This window comes from Acidithiobacillus sp. 'AMD consortium' (assembly GCF_008926505.1).
GTDB lineage: Bacteria > Pseudomonadota > Gammaproteobacteria > Acidithiobacillales > Acidithiobacillaceae > Acidithiobacillus > Acidithiobacillus ferridurans.
The window spans coordinates 881087-896332 of sequence record NZ_CP044411.1; the positions used below are offsets into that span (position 1 = coordinate 881087).

The following is a 15246-nucleotide window of genomic DNA, read 5'->3' on the forward strand; positions in this document are numbered from 1 at the left end:
TCTTGTGAAGAAATACACGGTTTGGAAGCATATAATGTTGTGTGGTGCAGCCGGCTTCTCATTGACGGTGCCGCTGGCATACGCTCAGGCTATACCGGCGGCTGCAAAAATGCGTCCGCAAGTGATCGTGCTGACAGCATTCCCGCCCGAATGGCAAGCATGGACGGTGCAAAAATCTTTTCAGCATCAAGTGTTGCATGTGCCAGGTCTCATCACGCCCTTGATTTGCGATAGTAAAGGCGTCTGTGTTACGGAAACCGGGGAAGGGGAAATCAATGCCGCAGTCACCGTCACCAGTCTGGTGAAAGACACGGCTCTGGATGTGAAGAAGACCATTTTTATTCGTAGCGGCATTGCCGGAGGTGTGGACGAAGAAAACTCTGCATTGGGCAGTGTGTACATCAATAATTGGATAATTTCTTGGGCTTTTGGACATCATTACCTGAGTGATAAAAAGCAGTTGGCATGGTCCCCTCCGGGCTGCACAGATTATGCCGTGCCAGGCCACTGCGAGAATTATACTCGGAATATCATGGAAAATCTAGCATATAAAATAAATCCGGCACTGCTGAACATGGCGGTAAATGCCTCTGCCCATGTCGCGTTGGATAACTCAGTAGAAGCCAAGAAACTGGATAAAATATTTGGTATCTCTGCGGCGCCGAAAGTGATGGTGGGAGCCACTATCACGGGCAATGATTTTTGGATAGGCAAAGAGAATCAGGCTATAGCCGAGCAAATTGTGCATCTCTATACCCATGGAAAGACGACGTATACCAATACCGCCATGGAGGATCTTGGGGATGTGGCGGCGCTCTCGCGTTTCGGTTTGGCGGATCATTATCTGTCCATACGAGGGATCTCTGACGTGGATGTCCCGCCCCCCGGTAAGACCGAAGAGGAAATTTGGAAAACAGGCGATTTATATGCCAGCGCTCTCGCCGAGCGTAATGCGGTGATCGTCACCGAGGCCGTTATCGCGCGCGTGTTACAGGATGCTGCATGAACATACGGGTCACCGAAATATCCGTTGGTGCGTTTCTGGCCCCGGAGCAAGGAGTGTCACCGTGTCTTTGACCTTGATGAAGCAGCGACCTGACCAGCAGGCGGCGACCCCCAGCCGTGTCGACGGTGTTGCCAAAGTCAGGGGAGTGGCTCTCTATGTCGATGATCTGCCCTGCGCAGATGTGATCTATGGAGCGACGGTGCGCACTACTGAGGCTGGTGGAACGCTGCAGGAGGTGGCTTTTGATCCCGCCATAGACTGGTCGGAATTTGTGGTGGTGACGGCGCGGGATATTCCGGGTAGGAATGCCGTAAGGCTCCTGGAGGATGACCAGGTAGTGCTTGTTGACCACGCGTTTCGGCACGCTGGGGAGGCCGTGGTATTACTGGCTCACGCAGACCAGGAAAAACTCAGAAAAGCGCTGAAAGGTGTTTCTCTGGTGGAATTACCCAACCCATCTCCGATTTTTGACATCGATGCGGCACTCGCTGCGCAGCAAGAAATCATACCCGGCAATATTTATACGGATTATCTTCTGGATCGGGGTAATGTTGCGGAGGGAGAGCATCTTGCCGGTGTCGTCATCGAAGAGCGCTTTCTCACCCCATCCCAGGAGCAACTCTATATTGAGCCGCAAGGTATGCTGGCGCATTTGCAGAAAGACGGCAGCATTCTGGTAGAAGGTTCCATGCAGTGTCCCTACTACGTGTTGGACGCATTGGTTCAGTGTCTGGGGATGGATAAGGATCATCTGCGGGTGGTGCAAAGTACCACCGGTGGGGCCTTTGGCGGCAAGGAAGATTATCCCTCGGTGATTGCCTGTCATGCGGCGTTACTGGCGCTCAAAGCGGGTGGCCGTCCGGTAAAACTCGTTTATGAGCGGGGTGAGGATTTGCGGGTAACGCCTAAGCGTCATCCTTCCCGCACCCTGATTCGTTTGGGGGCCAATAAGGCCGGAGAATTGCAGTTTATCGATATGGATTTCGCCATTGATGGCGGGGCTTATCGTACCCTCAGTCCGGTAGTGCTCTCCCGTGGTGTTATTCATGCACCGGGACCATATAAGTGCCCCCATATCCGGGTCAGGGGGCGCGCCGTGGCGACCAACCATCCGCCCTTTGGCGCATTTCGCGGATTTGGTGCGCCGCAAAGTATTTTTGCCATGGAAGTGGCCATGGACCGGCTGGCGGGAAAACTGGCTATGGACCCTGCCGAATTGCGCCGGATAAATTTGTTGCGTACCGGCGATGTGAATCCCACGGGTGATGTGATGGGAGCTGACTGCTTTGCCCATGCCGCGCTCGATGCGGCATTGGAGCACACGCATTACTACCATCGGCTGGCGGAGTATAGGGCCTGGAATGCGGCCGGACACCAGACCCGCAAAGGTATTGGCCTGGCGACTTTTGCCCATGGCGCTGGTTTTACCGGCAATGGCGAATTGTATCTGGCGTCCCGGGTTTCTCTGCAAGCTCTGGCCAATGGCCATGTCGAAATTCTCTGTTCCAACACTGAAATGGGGCAGGGCGCGGCGACCACGCTGGTCCAAATTGCGGCTGACGCGCTGGGCCTGCCCATGGATTGCGTACATCTGGCGCAGGCGGATACCTCCAGGGTGCCAAATTCCGGACCGACGGTCGCCTCCCGCACCTGTATGGTGGTCGGGGATCTCATCCAGAAGGCGGCGGGACAATTATTGCAACGGCTGCGGGAAACGGCGGCGTTAGCGGCGTCCCATGACGCACAAAGTTTTGCCGCAGCCTGTGCCCGGCTTTGCGCAGCCGCCGGGGATACGCTGGTGACCGCACAATACCAACCGCCGGCGGACATGCGTTGGGATGAGCAGGCCTTTTTGGGGCGGGCTTACGCCAGTTATGCCTGGGCGGCTTACATTGCCGAAGTGGAAGTGGATGTGTTGACGCTCGCAACGCGGGTGCGTGATTTTACTGCGGTACAGGAAATCGGCAATGCGGTGCATCCGGTGATTGTGCAGGGCCAGATTGAGGGGGGCGTCGCCCAGGGTATTGGTTATGCCCTCTATGAGGATGTGCTCTGGAATGAGCGCGGGGTCATGGCCAATGACCGTCTGACCAATTACATCATCCCCACTAGCGCGGATTTAGGATTTATTCACGTGGTGTTGCTGGAAGGCGGGTTGGGAGCTGGTCCCAAAGGAGCAAAGGGCGTCGGTGAATTGCCCATGGATGGTCCGGCGCCCGCTATCGTCAACGCGATTCAGCAGGCCTTGGATATCGATATTCGCCAGATCCCGGTCAGGCCTGAAATGCTGCTGGAGCTGACGGTGAGCGGAGGGAATTGATCATGACGACGATGCGCATCAACGGTAGGGCATTTCAGAGCAGCTCAGCGCCGAACACCCGTTTACTGGATGTATTGCGTAATGAATGCGACCTCAAGGGGGCCAAAGAAGGCTGCGGTGAAGGAGAGTGTGGCGCCTGCGCGGTACTGGTGAATGGCAAGCTGGTGAATAGCTGTCTGGTTCCTCTCGGGCAGATGGAGCAGGCGGAGATTACCACGGTGGAGGGCCTTCCCGAAGATAGTGCCCTGGCACGGGCCTTTGTTCACTGCGGCGCCACCCAATGCGGGATTTGTACGCCGGGTATGATGCTCGCGGCGACCGCCCTGTTGGCGGAGCATGCGAATCCGACACTGGAGGAGATTCGCTGGGGCCTGAGCGGCAATCTCTGTCGCTGTACCGGGTATGGGCGCATTTATGCGGCCATCGCCCAGGCCGCCGGAGGGGTCTGCTGATGTCTGATTGGATAAGGCCGCGACATTTGCCGGAAGCCCTGGAGCTATTGGCGGCAGCCCCCCGCCCATATCGGGTGATTTCGGGCGGAACCGATCTTATGGTGGAGAGTCACCTCGCCCCGGAACGGCGCCCGGAGTCCTGGCTGGACATCAGCGGACTGCAGGAGTTGCAGGGGCTGCAGATTACGGAAGATGGTATCCGGATTGGCGCGGCTACTTCCCTGGAAGCGATTCGCCGGCATGCGGAAGTGGTCGCCCACTGGCCGATGCTGGCAGCCTCGGCGGCGGTGACCGGGGCGCCGCCCATTCAAAATCGCGCCACGCTGGGTGGCAACGTTTGCAATGCCTCACCTGCGGCGGATAACGCGCCGGTATTGCTGGCTTATGGCGCACGTCTGGAGATCGCCCATCATCACGGTTCGCGCTGGTTGCCTTATGGAGATTTCCATCAGGGGTATCGTAAGACGGCCTTGCAAGCTGGAGAGTTACTCAGCGCTCTGTGGATTCCTTACCCCCCCAAACACAGTCGCAGCTATTTTCGGAAAGTCGGAACACGGGCAGCGCAAGCTATTGCCAAGGTGAGTATCGCGGCGCTCATCGAAGAAGATAGTGATGGAATTATTCGGAGCGCGCGTTTTGGCATGGCGAGTGTGGCGGCGACTCCCTGTACCTTGCCATCCGTGAGCCACTATCTGCTGGGACGTGCGTTGCGTGATATTTCCGAAACTGATGTGCGCCATGGGGTAAGGCAGGATATTGCACCGATTCAGGATATTCGCTCGACGGCAGAATACCGTTTGGAGATAGTCTCCCGGTTGGTACTGGAGGCCATACATAGACGTAGTAAATCGAAAAAGGAGGATTAGAATATGGGTACCTATGCAAAGCAGACAGAGGCGGTTTATGTAGATGTTCCATTGCTGGATGCGACCCCGGAGAATCTCGCGGAATACGGTGTGATGATTGGCGAGGCGGTACACCGGCCTGGACTTTCGATTCCCTTTTATAAGGGGAGTGTGGAAGAGGGGCAAAATCTCGATTTTGAATATACCGGTCGCGCGGTGGTCCGCACGGCGCGGATATCCCACCGCAACCCCGAGATTACCTGGCTGGAACGGCACCTCAATATGACGCAGATTTTTGTCGGGCTGGGCAGCATTCCCTTCGCCATGGTGTTGGGTAAACCCAATCAGGGCAGCGGGGAAAATGTCCCCCGCCTGGACGACGTCCGCGCTTTTCGCATTCCAGCGGGGCAGGGGGTGATGATTTATGCGGGTACCTGGCACGATTTCCCCATGTCCATTGGCGATCCGGTGACGGTGATGACCATGAATTCTGACGAGGTGGTCACTGCTTTGGCGAACGCTCAGGCAGCAGATGAGATGGATGACGGTGATGTGTACAAGATCGACATCCAACGTCGCACCGGGCGGGTACTCCGGGTTCCCTTTTAGTCGCAGAAGGCGAAGACCATGCGTACCTCCGTCTACCGGTTTTTTACGACAGACCCTGCCGACGTTTCCGGGCTGGCCCGGGCGATTGCCGAGGGGATGATAGATCCCCAGAGCATCGTCGCGATTATTGGCAAAACCGAGGGTAACGGCGGCATAAACGACTTTACCCGGACTTTGGCGATGATGGCTGTGAGCCAAGTGCTGGCAACGCATTTGGATTGCAGTCCAGAGTTGGTGGAAGAACGCGTGGTGTTGTCCTTTTCGGGAGGTAGTGAAGGGGTTGCGGCGCCGCATATTCTGGTGTTTACGGTATCAGGCCGGGCGGCGGAGCAAGCCTATCCGATAAAACGTCTGGCGCTTGCATCCGCCCATACCCGCCCTTTCAGCGCGCAGGAAGTGGGGCGGATGGTGATGGTGCGGGAGACCGCCCGCGCGGTGACCCGGCTCATGCATACCTTGCAGGTCGAGCCTGCGGATGTGCATCTGGTACAGATCAAAGGGGCGATTCCAGCGCTGGACTCTACAACGACCGGAAATGTCCGTGGCGAGCACCTGCGCTGTGACATGGCCTGGTCGCGCGGCGCTTCTGCCTTGGGGGTGGCCCTCGCTCTGGGTGAGGTCACCGAATCCGAACTGTCGGATGACGTCATCAACCAGGATTGGTCTTTGTACTCCAGTCGGGCCAGCGTTTCTGCCAAACCCTTATTGCGGCGCTCCGAAATAGTGCTCTTCGCCAATTCGTGCTGGTGGGAGGGTGATCTGGTCATCGCCCATGAGGTGATGCGGGACATCATCGATGTGGCGGCGATTCATGCCGTGCTGAATCAGCTGGGACTGCAGCCCGTCAACGGGCAGTTGGCGGCGGTCGATGCGGAGAAGGTGCTGGCGGTCTTTGCCAAATCCGATGCCGACCCGCGGGGCCATATCCGCCATCGTCGTCATACCATGTGGACAGACGCGGATATCTCCGATATGCGCTATTCCCGCTGTGTAGTCTCAGCCTTGTTGGCCGGAATCACCGGGGAAACCGGCGTTTATGTCTCGACGCGCGCGGAGCATCAGGGTCCCCAGGGGGGCGGGCCGGTGGCCGTGATCGGGTACGCATCATGAATGCCCTCGCCAGTCGTCAGCGGCCCTTGCTTCCGGTCCGGGAAGCCGTCGTGACCAGGGTGCAGGGGTCTGCGCCCACGGTGATCGGGGCCAGCATGTGTCTCTTGGCAGACGGCTCGCTGCTGGGCACGGTAGGTGGTGGCCGTATGGAATATCAGATCTGTCAGGTGTTGCGCTCTCCCCGTTCTGAAGCACCCCCGGCATTGCTGACTTTTACCCTGGGCACGGCGGATGATCAGTGCTGCGGTGGGCAGGTGGAAATCTGTGTGTTGGATGTGCCCCTATTTTTTTCCGAGCTGTACCAGTCCGGCGCCTCCCGTCTCTATCAAAGGGATTCGGCAGGCCGGTTGCAGCTCGTGGCCGGGATTACCCGTCTGGGACGGCAAATCGGTTCCTTTGATGCCTTGACTGTGCTTTTGCGCGCTGACGCTCCGGGTATGGATGTCGAGGAGCGGCACTTCGCGCTGCCTGCTCCCCATCATCAGCCGCTATGGATTTTTGGTGCGGGGCATGTGGGGCGGGCGGTTGCCAGGATGGCGCACGAATTGGATTTTGCTTTATCGGTATTTGATGAGCGGGTCGAATGGGCCGATCCTGCGGCCTTCCCGCCAGAGGTCGCCGTGGTAGACCAATGGTCCTGGGTGGACCTGCAGGCCCCGGCAATCGATGCCGTAGTGCTCATCATGACCTACAGCCACGCTATGGATTACGCGTTGCTGGAGCATTTTATCGGGGAACCATTGGCTTATCTCGGAGTAATTGCCAGCCGGTCTAAAGCGGCGCGTTTCAGTCACGCTCTGGCCCGCTCCGGACATGATATTCCGGACTATTTGCACATGCCTATGGGTTTACCAGGACTGGGTAAAAAGCCCCCAGAAATCGCGATCAGCGTGTTGGCGGAGTTATTGCGATTACGGCAGCAAAAAACCCGATTTTTAATAAAAGGAAAAGCAGAATGAATCCACCCGGAACAGATGCCGAAACGCCCGAGGATACGTATATGAACTATCTCTTCGATTCTTTGGGGCTCAGTGTGCGCGAAGAATGGCGTGCAGACGTGAAGCATTATTTCATGCTGAGTACCCGGATGGCCAAGGTGCTGGAAGCGCATCCGCTGGACATGACGGAAGATTTGGCCCCGGTATTCCGCTCATGAAGCCAGAGGACGACTCATTTCCGCAGGCGCAGGAAATTGCGCAGCGGGTCCGTAGCGGCGAGTGGCGCGCAACGGAGGTGGTGCAGGATACGCTCCGGCATATCCACGCCAGGAACGGCGAGATCAATGCCTTCACCAGCGTCACGGAAGCGCGTGCGCTACGGGAAGCGGAGGCAGTGGACCAGAAGGTGGCGCGGGGCGAAGACCCTGGGCCTCTGGCGGGGGTGCCCTTTGCGGTCAAAAATCTTTTTGATTTGCAGGGCGAGATTACCCTCGCCGGTTCCAAGATCAATCGAAAAGATGCCCCCGCCGTAGCGGACGCCACCGCCGTAAGGCGGCTCACGGCAGCGGGCGCCGTCATGGTGGGCGCTCTCAATATGGGCGAGTACGCCTATGATTTTACAGGAGAAAACATTCACTATGGGCCTTCCCGCAATCCCCATGACCGTTTGCGGATGACAGGCGGGTCCAGTGGTGGCAGTGGTGGCGCCGTAGCGGCAGGCATGGTGCCCATCGCCCTGGGTTCTGACACCAACGGTTCCATTCGGGTGCCGTCTTCCCTCTGTGGTATTTTTGGACTGAAGCCGACCTATGGCCGCTTGTCCCGGGCTGGAGCCTTCCCTTTCTGTCCCAGTCTCGATCATATCGGTCCACTGGCACGCAGCGTGGTGGATCTCGCTCTCGCCTATGATGCCATGCAAGGGGCGGATGCTGCGGACCCCGTTTGTGCGGATAGGGCGATTGAGCCGGTCAGTGGAAGTCTGGCAGACGGTGTCGCCGGCCTGAAAATCGCCATTGCCGCCGGCTATTTCATGCAACAGGCGACGTCAGCAGCGGAGCAGGCGCTGGCGCGGGTCGCGGCGGCGCTGAATGTGACGGATCTCGTCGAAATTCCCGGCACCGCGCAGGCGCGTGCCGCCGCCTATCTCATCACCAATGCCGAAAGCAGCAATCTGCATCTGGATCGTTTGCGTCATCACGCCGCCGACTATGACCCGGATGTGCGGGATCGCATGCTGGCCGGTACGCTATTGCCCGCGTCCTGGAATATTCAGGCTCAGCGTTTCCGGCGCTGGTATCGGGCGGAAGTACTCAAGGTTTTCGCGCGCTATGACCTGTTGCTGGCACCGGCTACCCCCATGTCGGCGCCCGCCATCGGGCAGCGATATATGGAACTGGATGGGGAGCAAATGATGGTGCGACCGCATTTGGGGTTGTACACCCAACCCCTCTCTTTCATTGGCCTCCCGGTGGTGGTGGTGCCCGTAGCCAGCGCAGGGGAGATGCCTATCGGGGTCCAGATTATCGCCGCACCCTGGCAGGAGGCGCGAATATTTAAAGTCGCAAGAGAGCTTGAGTTGCACGGATTTACCAGTCCAATCCCCGCTCGCTAAGAGGAAAAATCCCATGGTTCACACCGAAATCAATGCGCCCGAAGTCTTACAAGAAATGCAGGCAGCTTTTTTTCGTTATGAAAAAGCATTGGTGGAAAACGACGTTCATGTATTGGACGAGTTATTTTGGAATAGTGTATACACGTTGCGCTATGGAGTGGCAGAAAATCTCTATGGCTATGCGGCCATTGCCGAGTTCCGGGCATCCCGTCCAGCCCCGGCGCTAAATCGGGAGTTGGTCAATACGACGATCACCACCTATGGACAGAGTTTTGCGACTGCCAACACGGAGTTCCGGCGCGAACAGGTGCATGGGCGACAAAGTCAGACCTGGATACGCACGCCAGATGGTTGGCGTATCGTCGCGGCGCATGTGAGCCTGATGCCGATGGCAACTTAGGCCGTAGCATGGATGCAGCCATCATTCTGGCGGGTGGCCGGTCCCGGCGCTCGGGGCGACAGCACAAAGCGTGCAGGCGTGTGCCCGGTGATGGCCGGAACTGGGTTGATCGGCAGGTGGATATCCTGCGGCAGGCGGGGTTCGCGCCGGTGTATCTGGTGACAGGGTACCGGCCACGGCGGATTTTGGCTTGCCTGCATCGTCGTGCCATGAAACGGCATAACTTTCGGGCAAGGCGTGGGCCTTTCTCGACGCTTCAGATGGGGCTGCATAAACTATCCGGCTCTGCGTTGGTGGTGCAGGTAGATACGACTTTGCCGCCCGTACCATGGCTCAGGCGGCTGCGGCGCATCGCACATGCTCGGAATATTGCGGCGGTAAGTCCGATAGATCGATGGTGTAGCGGCGGGCATCCGCTGATGGTGTCGCAGGGTTGGCTACAGTCGCTCTGCGCAGTACCTGTGGATGCAGCCGATGCAAGGTTAGATCGACAACTGGGTTATTTGTCGGCGGCAGAGCATATTCGCTTGCCGTGGAATCATTTTTTACGTTATTCCCGGCTGAACACCCGCCGGGAATGGTGTTCAGCGCGTCGCAAACTGAGGTCCATTCTGTGAAACGCGGTCAAGTCTCCTTGTCGGCGAGCTCGGAGGGGGGTGCCGTGAGTGCTCCGCACGCGCTGGCGGCCGAGGCCGGGGCCGCTATTTTGCGCAGCGGTGGTAATGCCATAGAGGCGGGTATCGCGGTGGCATCGACCCTCTCCGTGGTCTATCCCCACATGAACGGGCTGGGGGGCGATGGGTTCTGGCTGATCTCGGACGGCGATGCGCATACGGTACGCGGACTGGCCGCCGCGGGTCCATCAGGACGACACTATTCGGCAGCGCTGTTTCATGAACGTGGGCTGCGCGAGATTCCGTTCCGTGGCGGCTTGTCCGCTTTGACAGTGCCGGGTGCGGTGGGCGGCTGGGGAGCAGCATTTGGGTTCTCCAAGGATCGCTGGCGGGGCTGTAAATCCTGGTCCGATTTGCTGGAGAGCGCCTACTGCTACGCCGCCACCGGTTTTCGGCTCAGCCCTAACCAGAGCCATACCCTCACCAGATTTGGCAATGAACTCCGTCAGCAGCCGGGTTTCGCGGCACAATATATGCCGGGGGGGGAGATAATGCCAACCGGGCGACTGTGGAGTCAACGGGCGCTGGCACAAACGCTCGGGACTCTGGCGGAGAATGGTGCAGAGGCTTTTTATCACGGTCCGCTAGCCTGGCAAATGGCGAAGGGTCTCAAAGCCGCCGGCAGTCTGCTGACAGAAGCGGATTTGCGGGCCTTCGAGCCCCGCTGGGTGGAGCCGGTGCGCACCGCCTTCGGCATCGGCGAGGCTATCAATATGCCGCCGCCCACCCAAGGGGTAGCCTCGCTCATGATCCTCGCCCTGCTCAATCGTGTTGGACTCAACAGCGGGGACCATCTGGGCGCGGAACTGATTCATAACACGGTAGAAATTACCAAACTGGCCTTCAAGTATCGGGACCAGCTAATAGCTGATCCTGACTTTGGCGATGTGGATATTGCGTCATTGCTGAATCCGGATTTTCTGGATGACTGCGCCAGAGAGATACATCCCCTTATGGCGATGCCATTGCCACCCATTGGACTCGCCAAAGGCGATACGGTCTGGTTCGGGGTGGTGGATGGGCAAGGGCGAATGGTGAGTGTGATTCAGAGTCTCTACCATGAGTTTGGTACTGGCGTGGTGGCCGGTAATACTGGGGTACTGTGGAACAATCGCGGCTGTGCTTTTTCTCTGGAGCCGGGGCATATCAATATGCTGGAGCCCGGAAAACGCCCTTTTCATACTCTGAATCCCGCGCTTTATGCCGAGCAGGGGCGGGTGCAACTCGCCTACGGCAGTATGGGGGGGGATGGCCAGCCCCAAACCCAGGCGGCACTACTCATGCGCGTCAAGCACTATGGGCTTTCCCTCGCCGAGTCAGTAGCCAGTCCGCGCTGGCTGTATGGGCGGACCTGGGGAGAGATCTCTGCTGGGTTGCGTCTGGAGCAGCGCTATTCCAGGACTGTTTTTGAGGATTTGCAGCGCTGGGGGCATCAAGTGTCATGGGTTCCTGGTTACAGTGATTTTATGGGTCATGCTGGCATGGTCGCGCGTGACCTGGAGGGTCGATTCGCCGGTGCTGCTGATCCCCGCAGTGATGGGAGCGTGGCAATGCCGTAAGATGCCTATTTAAATAGTAGCTATTCACCAATGGCGCAGCCACCCCATGGCGGGCTGCGGGGTTATGCCGATCAGACTAGAGCGGGATTTTTCCAGTTCCACGGCAAGAGGTTGTGGAGAGGCTTATTGGGCAGGGGGGAGCTTTTCGAGCACATCGCAGAGTTTAGCGAAGGGCTCAATGCCGTTGAGGTTGCAGTTTCGATGATGCTGTAGAAGGACGCGGCCCGTTCACCACCCGCGTCATTGCCCACGAAGAGGTAATTTCCCCGGCCAATGACTACACCTCGCAGCGCCCGTTCTACCGGATTACCGATGCTGAGTTGTCCTGCTTCGAGGTAGAGGGTGAGTGCCTTCCAGTGCTTCAGGGCGTACCTACGTCTGGCAGGGCGGTGGCTATGGCGCCTGTTCCAGTCCGGGCCCCTTACGGAGATTGTCCGGTCCAATCGGGGTGATGGAATCACCCTTTAAGAGATAGGCGCCCCCGAAGCCCGCGATATAACGCCCGGATAAGGGATTCAGGCCGAACAGGCGAAAGTCCGGTAATTGGAATAACAGTTCCATGATGCCGCCGAACTTGGCCTTGAACTGCTCGTAGAGTATATGGCAAAGTTCGGTTTCCCTGAAGATTTCATGGACGTCACAGGTATAGCTCACGCGCTTTCTGGCAAGCACCTGAGGGGCACCCTGTTCATCCGTGATGATCATTATCCCGACGGGTTTTTTGGCCGCCAGATAGGCCGTATGGGGGGAAAGTCCACTCACGGCAGTATAAAATTGGTGGGTTGCCGCATCATGAATAAATGGTGCCATAGACGCCTCTGGGACACCTGCTGAATCGAGTGTGGCCAGAGTCATGGTTTGTGCATTGGCTATCAGATAGTTTATTTCAGCGGCTACGATCTCTATTTTTTCCATCATATGTTCACCTCGTTCGGCGGATTGTTCAGCGAAATCAGTACGCGGCGAAATGGATTATCACTGCCGCATCTTCACGGTTGGCGTGGTTCTGTCCGAAACCGATCTGTGTCTCGCTATGGGCAAACGAATCCTGTCTGTCCGAAGTCCCTGCATCATATCTTGTTTGAGGGCATGGGTTTTGTCGCGACAGGATTCGGGGGCGGTGATTTCGGCGTTCATGTTTGTCCGACACGTATTTGACGAAGATCAGAGCCGGCAGGTAGTCCCTGTACTGGGAGGCGTCCAGGTCTCCGCAGGGTTCATCACAGCTTTTCCAGAGGGAGGCGTAGAGTTCGGACTTCTTGAGGGGCATGGGATGGAGGCTTACCTAAGGTGATGGGTTGATGTACGGCATTCTATAACAAATACATAAAAGATGAAGCGCCCCCGGAACTTGCGCCCCTCCCTGTGCCACCAGTAGTCCGGTGGGTGTATATGCGTTCCGACTTGCTGGGCGGCATCTATCATGCCACACTTTGCACTAATCGGCAGCGGACCGATCGGGTACCACATCGAACACGCCAACAGCAGCGAAACGATATACCTTTGGAGGTTGTTTCTGTGGAGTATGGTCTGCCCGAGATGGCTTGAAACCGGAGGGTTCTGGAAATATGCTGCTGACGCCGACGTTATGGGTCTTGGCTGGTGCAGGAGCCTTGGGAAATGCCGTGTTGGGATCTCTGGTCATGTGTCCACGCTGCAAAATAATCAGCACCAACCTGGTACGCCTGCCAAAAGCGGCCATAGGGCGCGGTGAGATAGCATTAACTTTTGATGACGGGCCGGATGCTCACGTAACCCCCCTGGTGCTGGATCAACTGGATCTCTATGGCGCGAAAGCCAGCTTCTTTTGTATTGGCGAGAAGGTGGCCGCACAGCCAGATTTGGTTGCGGAAATCGTGCGGCGCGGACATAGCATAGAAAACCATAGCTATAATCACAGAAATCTATTTGCATTCAGTGGGATAAGGAAACTAAAAATGGAAGTCGTTGCCACGCAACAGGCCATCCATTCCGCGAATAACGGCATCAGTTCCAGGTTTTTTCGTGCCCCGTTTGGCTTTCGCAGTCCATGGTTGGGTGGTGTCTTGCGCCAGACCCATATGCAGCATGTGGCCTGGACCCGGCGCGGCTATGACGCTGTTTGTCGTAATCCCGATGTGGTGCTCCGTCGCCTCGTCCACAATCTTTCTGCCGGTGATATTTTGTTGATGCACGACGGAGGATCGGCACGTACACCTAATGGCCAGCCGGTTGTACTGGAGGTGCTGCCCAGGCTATTGGAACGGTGCGTGAGCCACGGACTGCGCAGTGTATCTTTGCCAATGGCGCTCAGTAATGCGCAATTATAAAAATCCGGTTCTTGCTTGCCGATAGGGTTGTCGATGCACACGCCATGGGCGCAAATGTTTTTGTGAAAAAATTAAAATGGAGCAGATCCTGATGGGAAAAGATGAAATGTCCACTTTGGCTCCGGCAACGCAAATCTGTGACGTCCTGGTGATCGGCGGAGGGCCAGCGGGCTCCACGATCAGTGCGCTACTGGCAGGCCGGGGCTACCAGGTGACCGTTCTGGAAAAGGCGCGTCACCCCCGCTTCCATATCGGCGAATCGCTACTTCCGGCCAACTTACCCTTATTGCAGGAATTGGGTGTTGCAGAGGAAATCCGGCGCATCGGCATGGCGAAGTGGGGCGCAGAGTTCAACTCGCATTACCATGTAGAGAAGAAACAGACCTTCTTCTTCGCCGACGCATGGGATAAATCCATGCCCATGGCCTATCAGGTGCGGCGTTCCGAATTCGACGAGATCCTCATTCGCAATGCCGAGCGAAAGGGCGCCAAGGTCACGGAAGGCTGTCGCGCGAACGCTGTGGAGTTTCTGCGCGATAACGCCGGGGTGCTGGTCCATGCGCAGCACGGGGATGGCCGCCAGGAAACCTGGCAGGCCCGTTTCCTGGTGGATGCATCCGGCCGCGATACCTTCCTGGGTAATCGTCTCAAATCCAAACGCCGCAACCCCAAGCATAACGGCTCCGCCCTCTATGCGCATTTTCGCGGTGCCCAGCGCCTTGACGGCAGGGAAGAAGGGAATATTTCGTTATTCTGGTTTGAGCACGGGTGGTTCTGGTTCATTCCCCTCGCGGACGGGACGACCAGCGTAGGGGCGGTGGTGTGGCCGCACTACCTCAAATCCAGAAGCAAACCCGTAAACGAGTTTTTTCAGGAAACCATCGACATGTGCCCCGCCCTCGCGGCACGGCTGGTGAATGCCCAGCGCACTACCGATGTCGAGGCTACCGGCAACTACTCCTACGCTTGCGATCAAACCCATGGGCCCAACTATCTTTTGTTGGGTGACGCATTCGCTTTCATCGACCCGGTTTTTTCTTCGGGGGTCATGCTGGCCATGCAAAGCGCATTCATCGGCGCCGAGACCATCGACACGTGCCTGCGGGAGCCGCAGCGCGCCGCAGGGGCGCTCAGGGATTTCGACCGCCGGGTGCGCCACGGCGGTAAGGTCTTTTCCTGGTATATTTATCACATCAGCCAACCCGCCATGCGCGATATGTTTATGCGCTCGAGCAACGTGCTGAGGGCCAGAGAGGCGGTACTCTCGGTCCTTGCCGGAGATATTTTCCGGAAGACGCCGATTTGGCCCTCTCTTGCCGTCTTTAAGGGTATTTATTACTTGTCTTCCCTGCGTCATGCACGTCGTTCATGGGCAGCCTGGAAGCAGCGTAAAGAAGATATACGAGTATAGG

16 protein-coding genes and 1 pseudogene are annotated in these 15246 nt (G+C 57.5%); 14 read left to right on the top strand and 3 right to left on the bottom strand.

The annotated features are described in order from the left end of the window. The first annotated feature begins 4 nt into the window (after window positions 1-4). The 12 genes from F6A13_RS04650 (at window position 5) to ggt (ending at window position 11525) form a co-directional block, all read left to right on the top strand. On the top strand, window positions 5-1006 hold the full coding sequence (locus tag F6A13_RS04650; protein WP_225981957.1) for a purine nucleoside permease: 1002 nt from the start codon (window positions 5-7) through the stop codon (window positions 1004-1006). Window positions 1007-1067: 61 nt separating this feature from the next. Continuing rightward, on the top strand, window positions 1068-3326 hold the full coding sequence (locus F6A13_RS04655) for a xanthine dehydrogenase family protein molybdopterin-binding subunit (protein WP_126605128.1): 2259 nt from the start codon (window positions 1068-1070) through the stop codon (window positions 3324-3326). 2 nt (window positions 3327-3328) lie between these two features. Then, window positions 3329-3778, top strand: coding sequence for a (2Fe-2S)-binding protein (locus tag F6A13_RS04660; RefSeq protein WP_126605129.1), 450 nt, complete (start codon window positions 3329-3331; stop codon window positions 3776-3778). Further along, window positions 3778-4644 (top strand): FAD binding domain-containing protein, encoded by an 867-nt coding sequence (locus tag F6A13_RS04665; RefSeq protein ID WP_126605130.1) that lies wholly within the window; start codon window positions 3778-3780, stop codon window positions 4642-4644. Before F6A13_RS04660 ends, F6A13_RS04665 begins: the two co-directional genes overlap by 1 nt. Before the next feature lie 3 nt (window positions 4645-4647). Beyond that, a complete protein-coding gene (locus tag F6A13_RS04670) occupies window positions 4648-5232 on the top strand; it encodes an ureidoglycolate lyase (RefSeq protein WP_126605131.1) in 585 nt (194 codons plus the stop codon). An 18-nt stretch (window positions 5233-5250) separates the two neighbouring features. Beyond that, the gene (locus F6A13_RS04675; RefSeq protein WP_126605132.1) at window positions 5251-6342 is read left to right on the top strand and encodes a ring-opening amidohydrolase; all 1092 of its coding nucleotides are present in this window, start codon (window positions 5251-5253) and stop codon (window positions 6340-6342) included. Further along, window positions 6339-7301, top strand: a complete 963-nt coding sequence (locus F6A13_RS04680; RefSeq protein ID WP_126605133.1) for an XdhC family protein — start codon at window positions 6339-6341, stop codon at window positions 7299-7301. Before F6A13_RS04675 ends, F6A13_RS04680 begins: the two co-directional genes overlap by 4 nt. Then, window positions 7298-7498: a DUF4089 domain-containing protein gene (locus F6A13_RS04685; protein WP_126605134.1), complete on the top strand. Its 201-nt coding sequence runs from the start codon at window positions 7298-7300 to the stop codon at window positions 7496-7498. Before F6A13_RS04680 ends, F6A13_RS04685 begins: the two co-directional genes overlap by 4 nt. Then, window positions 7495-8892 carry an AtzE family amidohydrolase gene (locus tag F6A13_RS04690; protein WP_126605135.1) on the top strand — a complete coding sequence of 466 codons (1398 nt, stop codon included), beginning with the start codon at window positions 7495-7497 and terminating at the stop codon, window positions 8890-8892. Before F6A13_RS04685 ends, F6A13_RS04690 begins: the two co-directional genes overlap by 4 nt. Before the next feature lie 13 nt (window positions 8893-8905). Further along, entirely contained in the window at window positions 8906-9292 is a 387-nt protein-coding gene (gene hpxZ / locus F6A13_RS04695; protein WP_113527000.1) for an oxalurate catabolism protein HpxZ, read from the top strand. Between the two features lie 8 nt (window positions 9293-9300). Then, window positions 9301-9909, top strand: a complete 609-nt coding sequence (locus tag F6A13_RS04700) for an NTP transferase domain-containing protein (RefSeq protein WP_126605136.1) — start codon at window positions 9301-9303, stop codon at window positions 9907-9909. Window positions 9910-9953: 44 nt separating this feature from the next. After that, window positions 9954-11525 carry a gamma-glutamyltransferase gene (gene ggt / locus F6A13_RS04705; RefSeq protein ID WP_225981958.1) on the top strand — a complete coding sequence of 524 codons (1572 nt, stop codon included), beginning with the start codon at window positions 9954-9956 and terminating at the stop codon, window positions 11523-11525. A gap of 71 nt (window positions 11526-11596) precedes the next feature. Here the strand turns inward: ggt and F6A13_RS04710 are convergent. From F6A13_RS04710 to F6A13_RS15560, 3 genes and pseudogenes are all read right to left on the bottom strand, one after another. Further along, window positions 11597-11896: pseudogene (locus F6A13_RS04710) on the bottom strand (IS66 family transposase); the annotation flags it as partial. A 22-nt stretch (window positions 11897-11918) separates the two neighbouring features. Further along, window positions 11919-12443: a HugZ family protein gene (locus F6A13_RS04715; protein WP_113526997.1), complete on the bottom strand. Its 525-nt coding sequence runs from the start codon at window positions 12441-12443 to the stop codon at window positions 11919-11921. Between the two features lie 34 nt (window positions 12444-12477). Beyond that, the gene (locus F6A13_RS15560) at window positions 12478-12795 is read right to left on the bottom strand and encodes a type I restriction-modification system subunit M N-terminal domain-containing protein (RefSeq protein WP_113526996.1); all 318 of its coding nucleotides are present in this window, start codon (window positions 12793-12795) and stop codon (window positions 12478-12480) included. Window positions 12796-13093: 298 nt separating this feature from the next. Between F6A13_RS15560 and F6A13_RS04725 the strand changes: the two genes are divergently transcribed. Further along, window positions 13094-13834: a polysaccharide deacetylase family protein gene (locus tag F6A13_RS04725; RefSeq protein WP_126605137.1), complete on the top strand. Its 741-nt coding sequence runs from the start codon at window positions 13094-13096 to the stop codon at window positions 13832-13834. Between the two features lie 91 nt (window positions 13835-13925). Then, window positions 13926-15245, top strand: a complete 1320-nt coding sequence (locus F6A13_RS04730; protein ID WP_126605138.1) for an NAD(P)/FAD-dependent oxidoreductase — start codon at window positions 13926-13928, stop codon at window positions 15243-15245. Window position 15246: the final 1 nt, after the last annotated feature.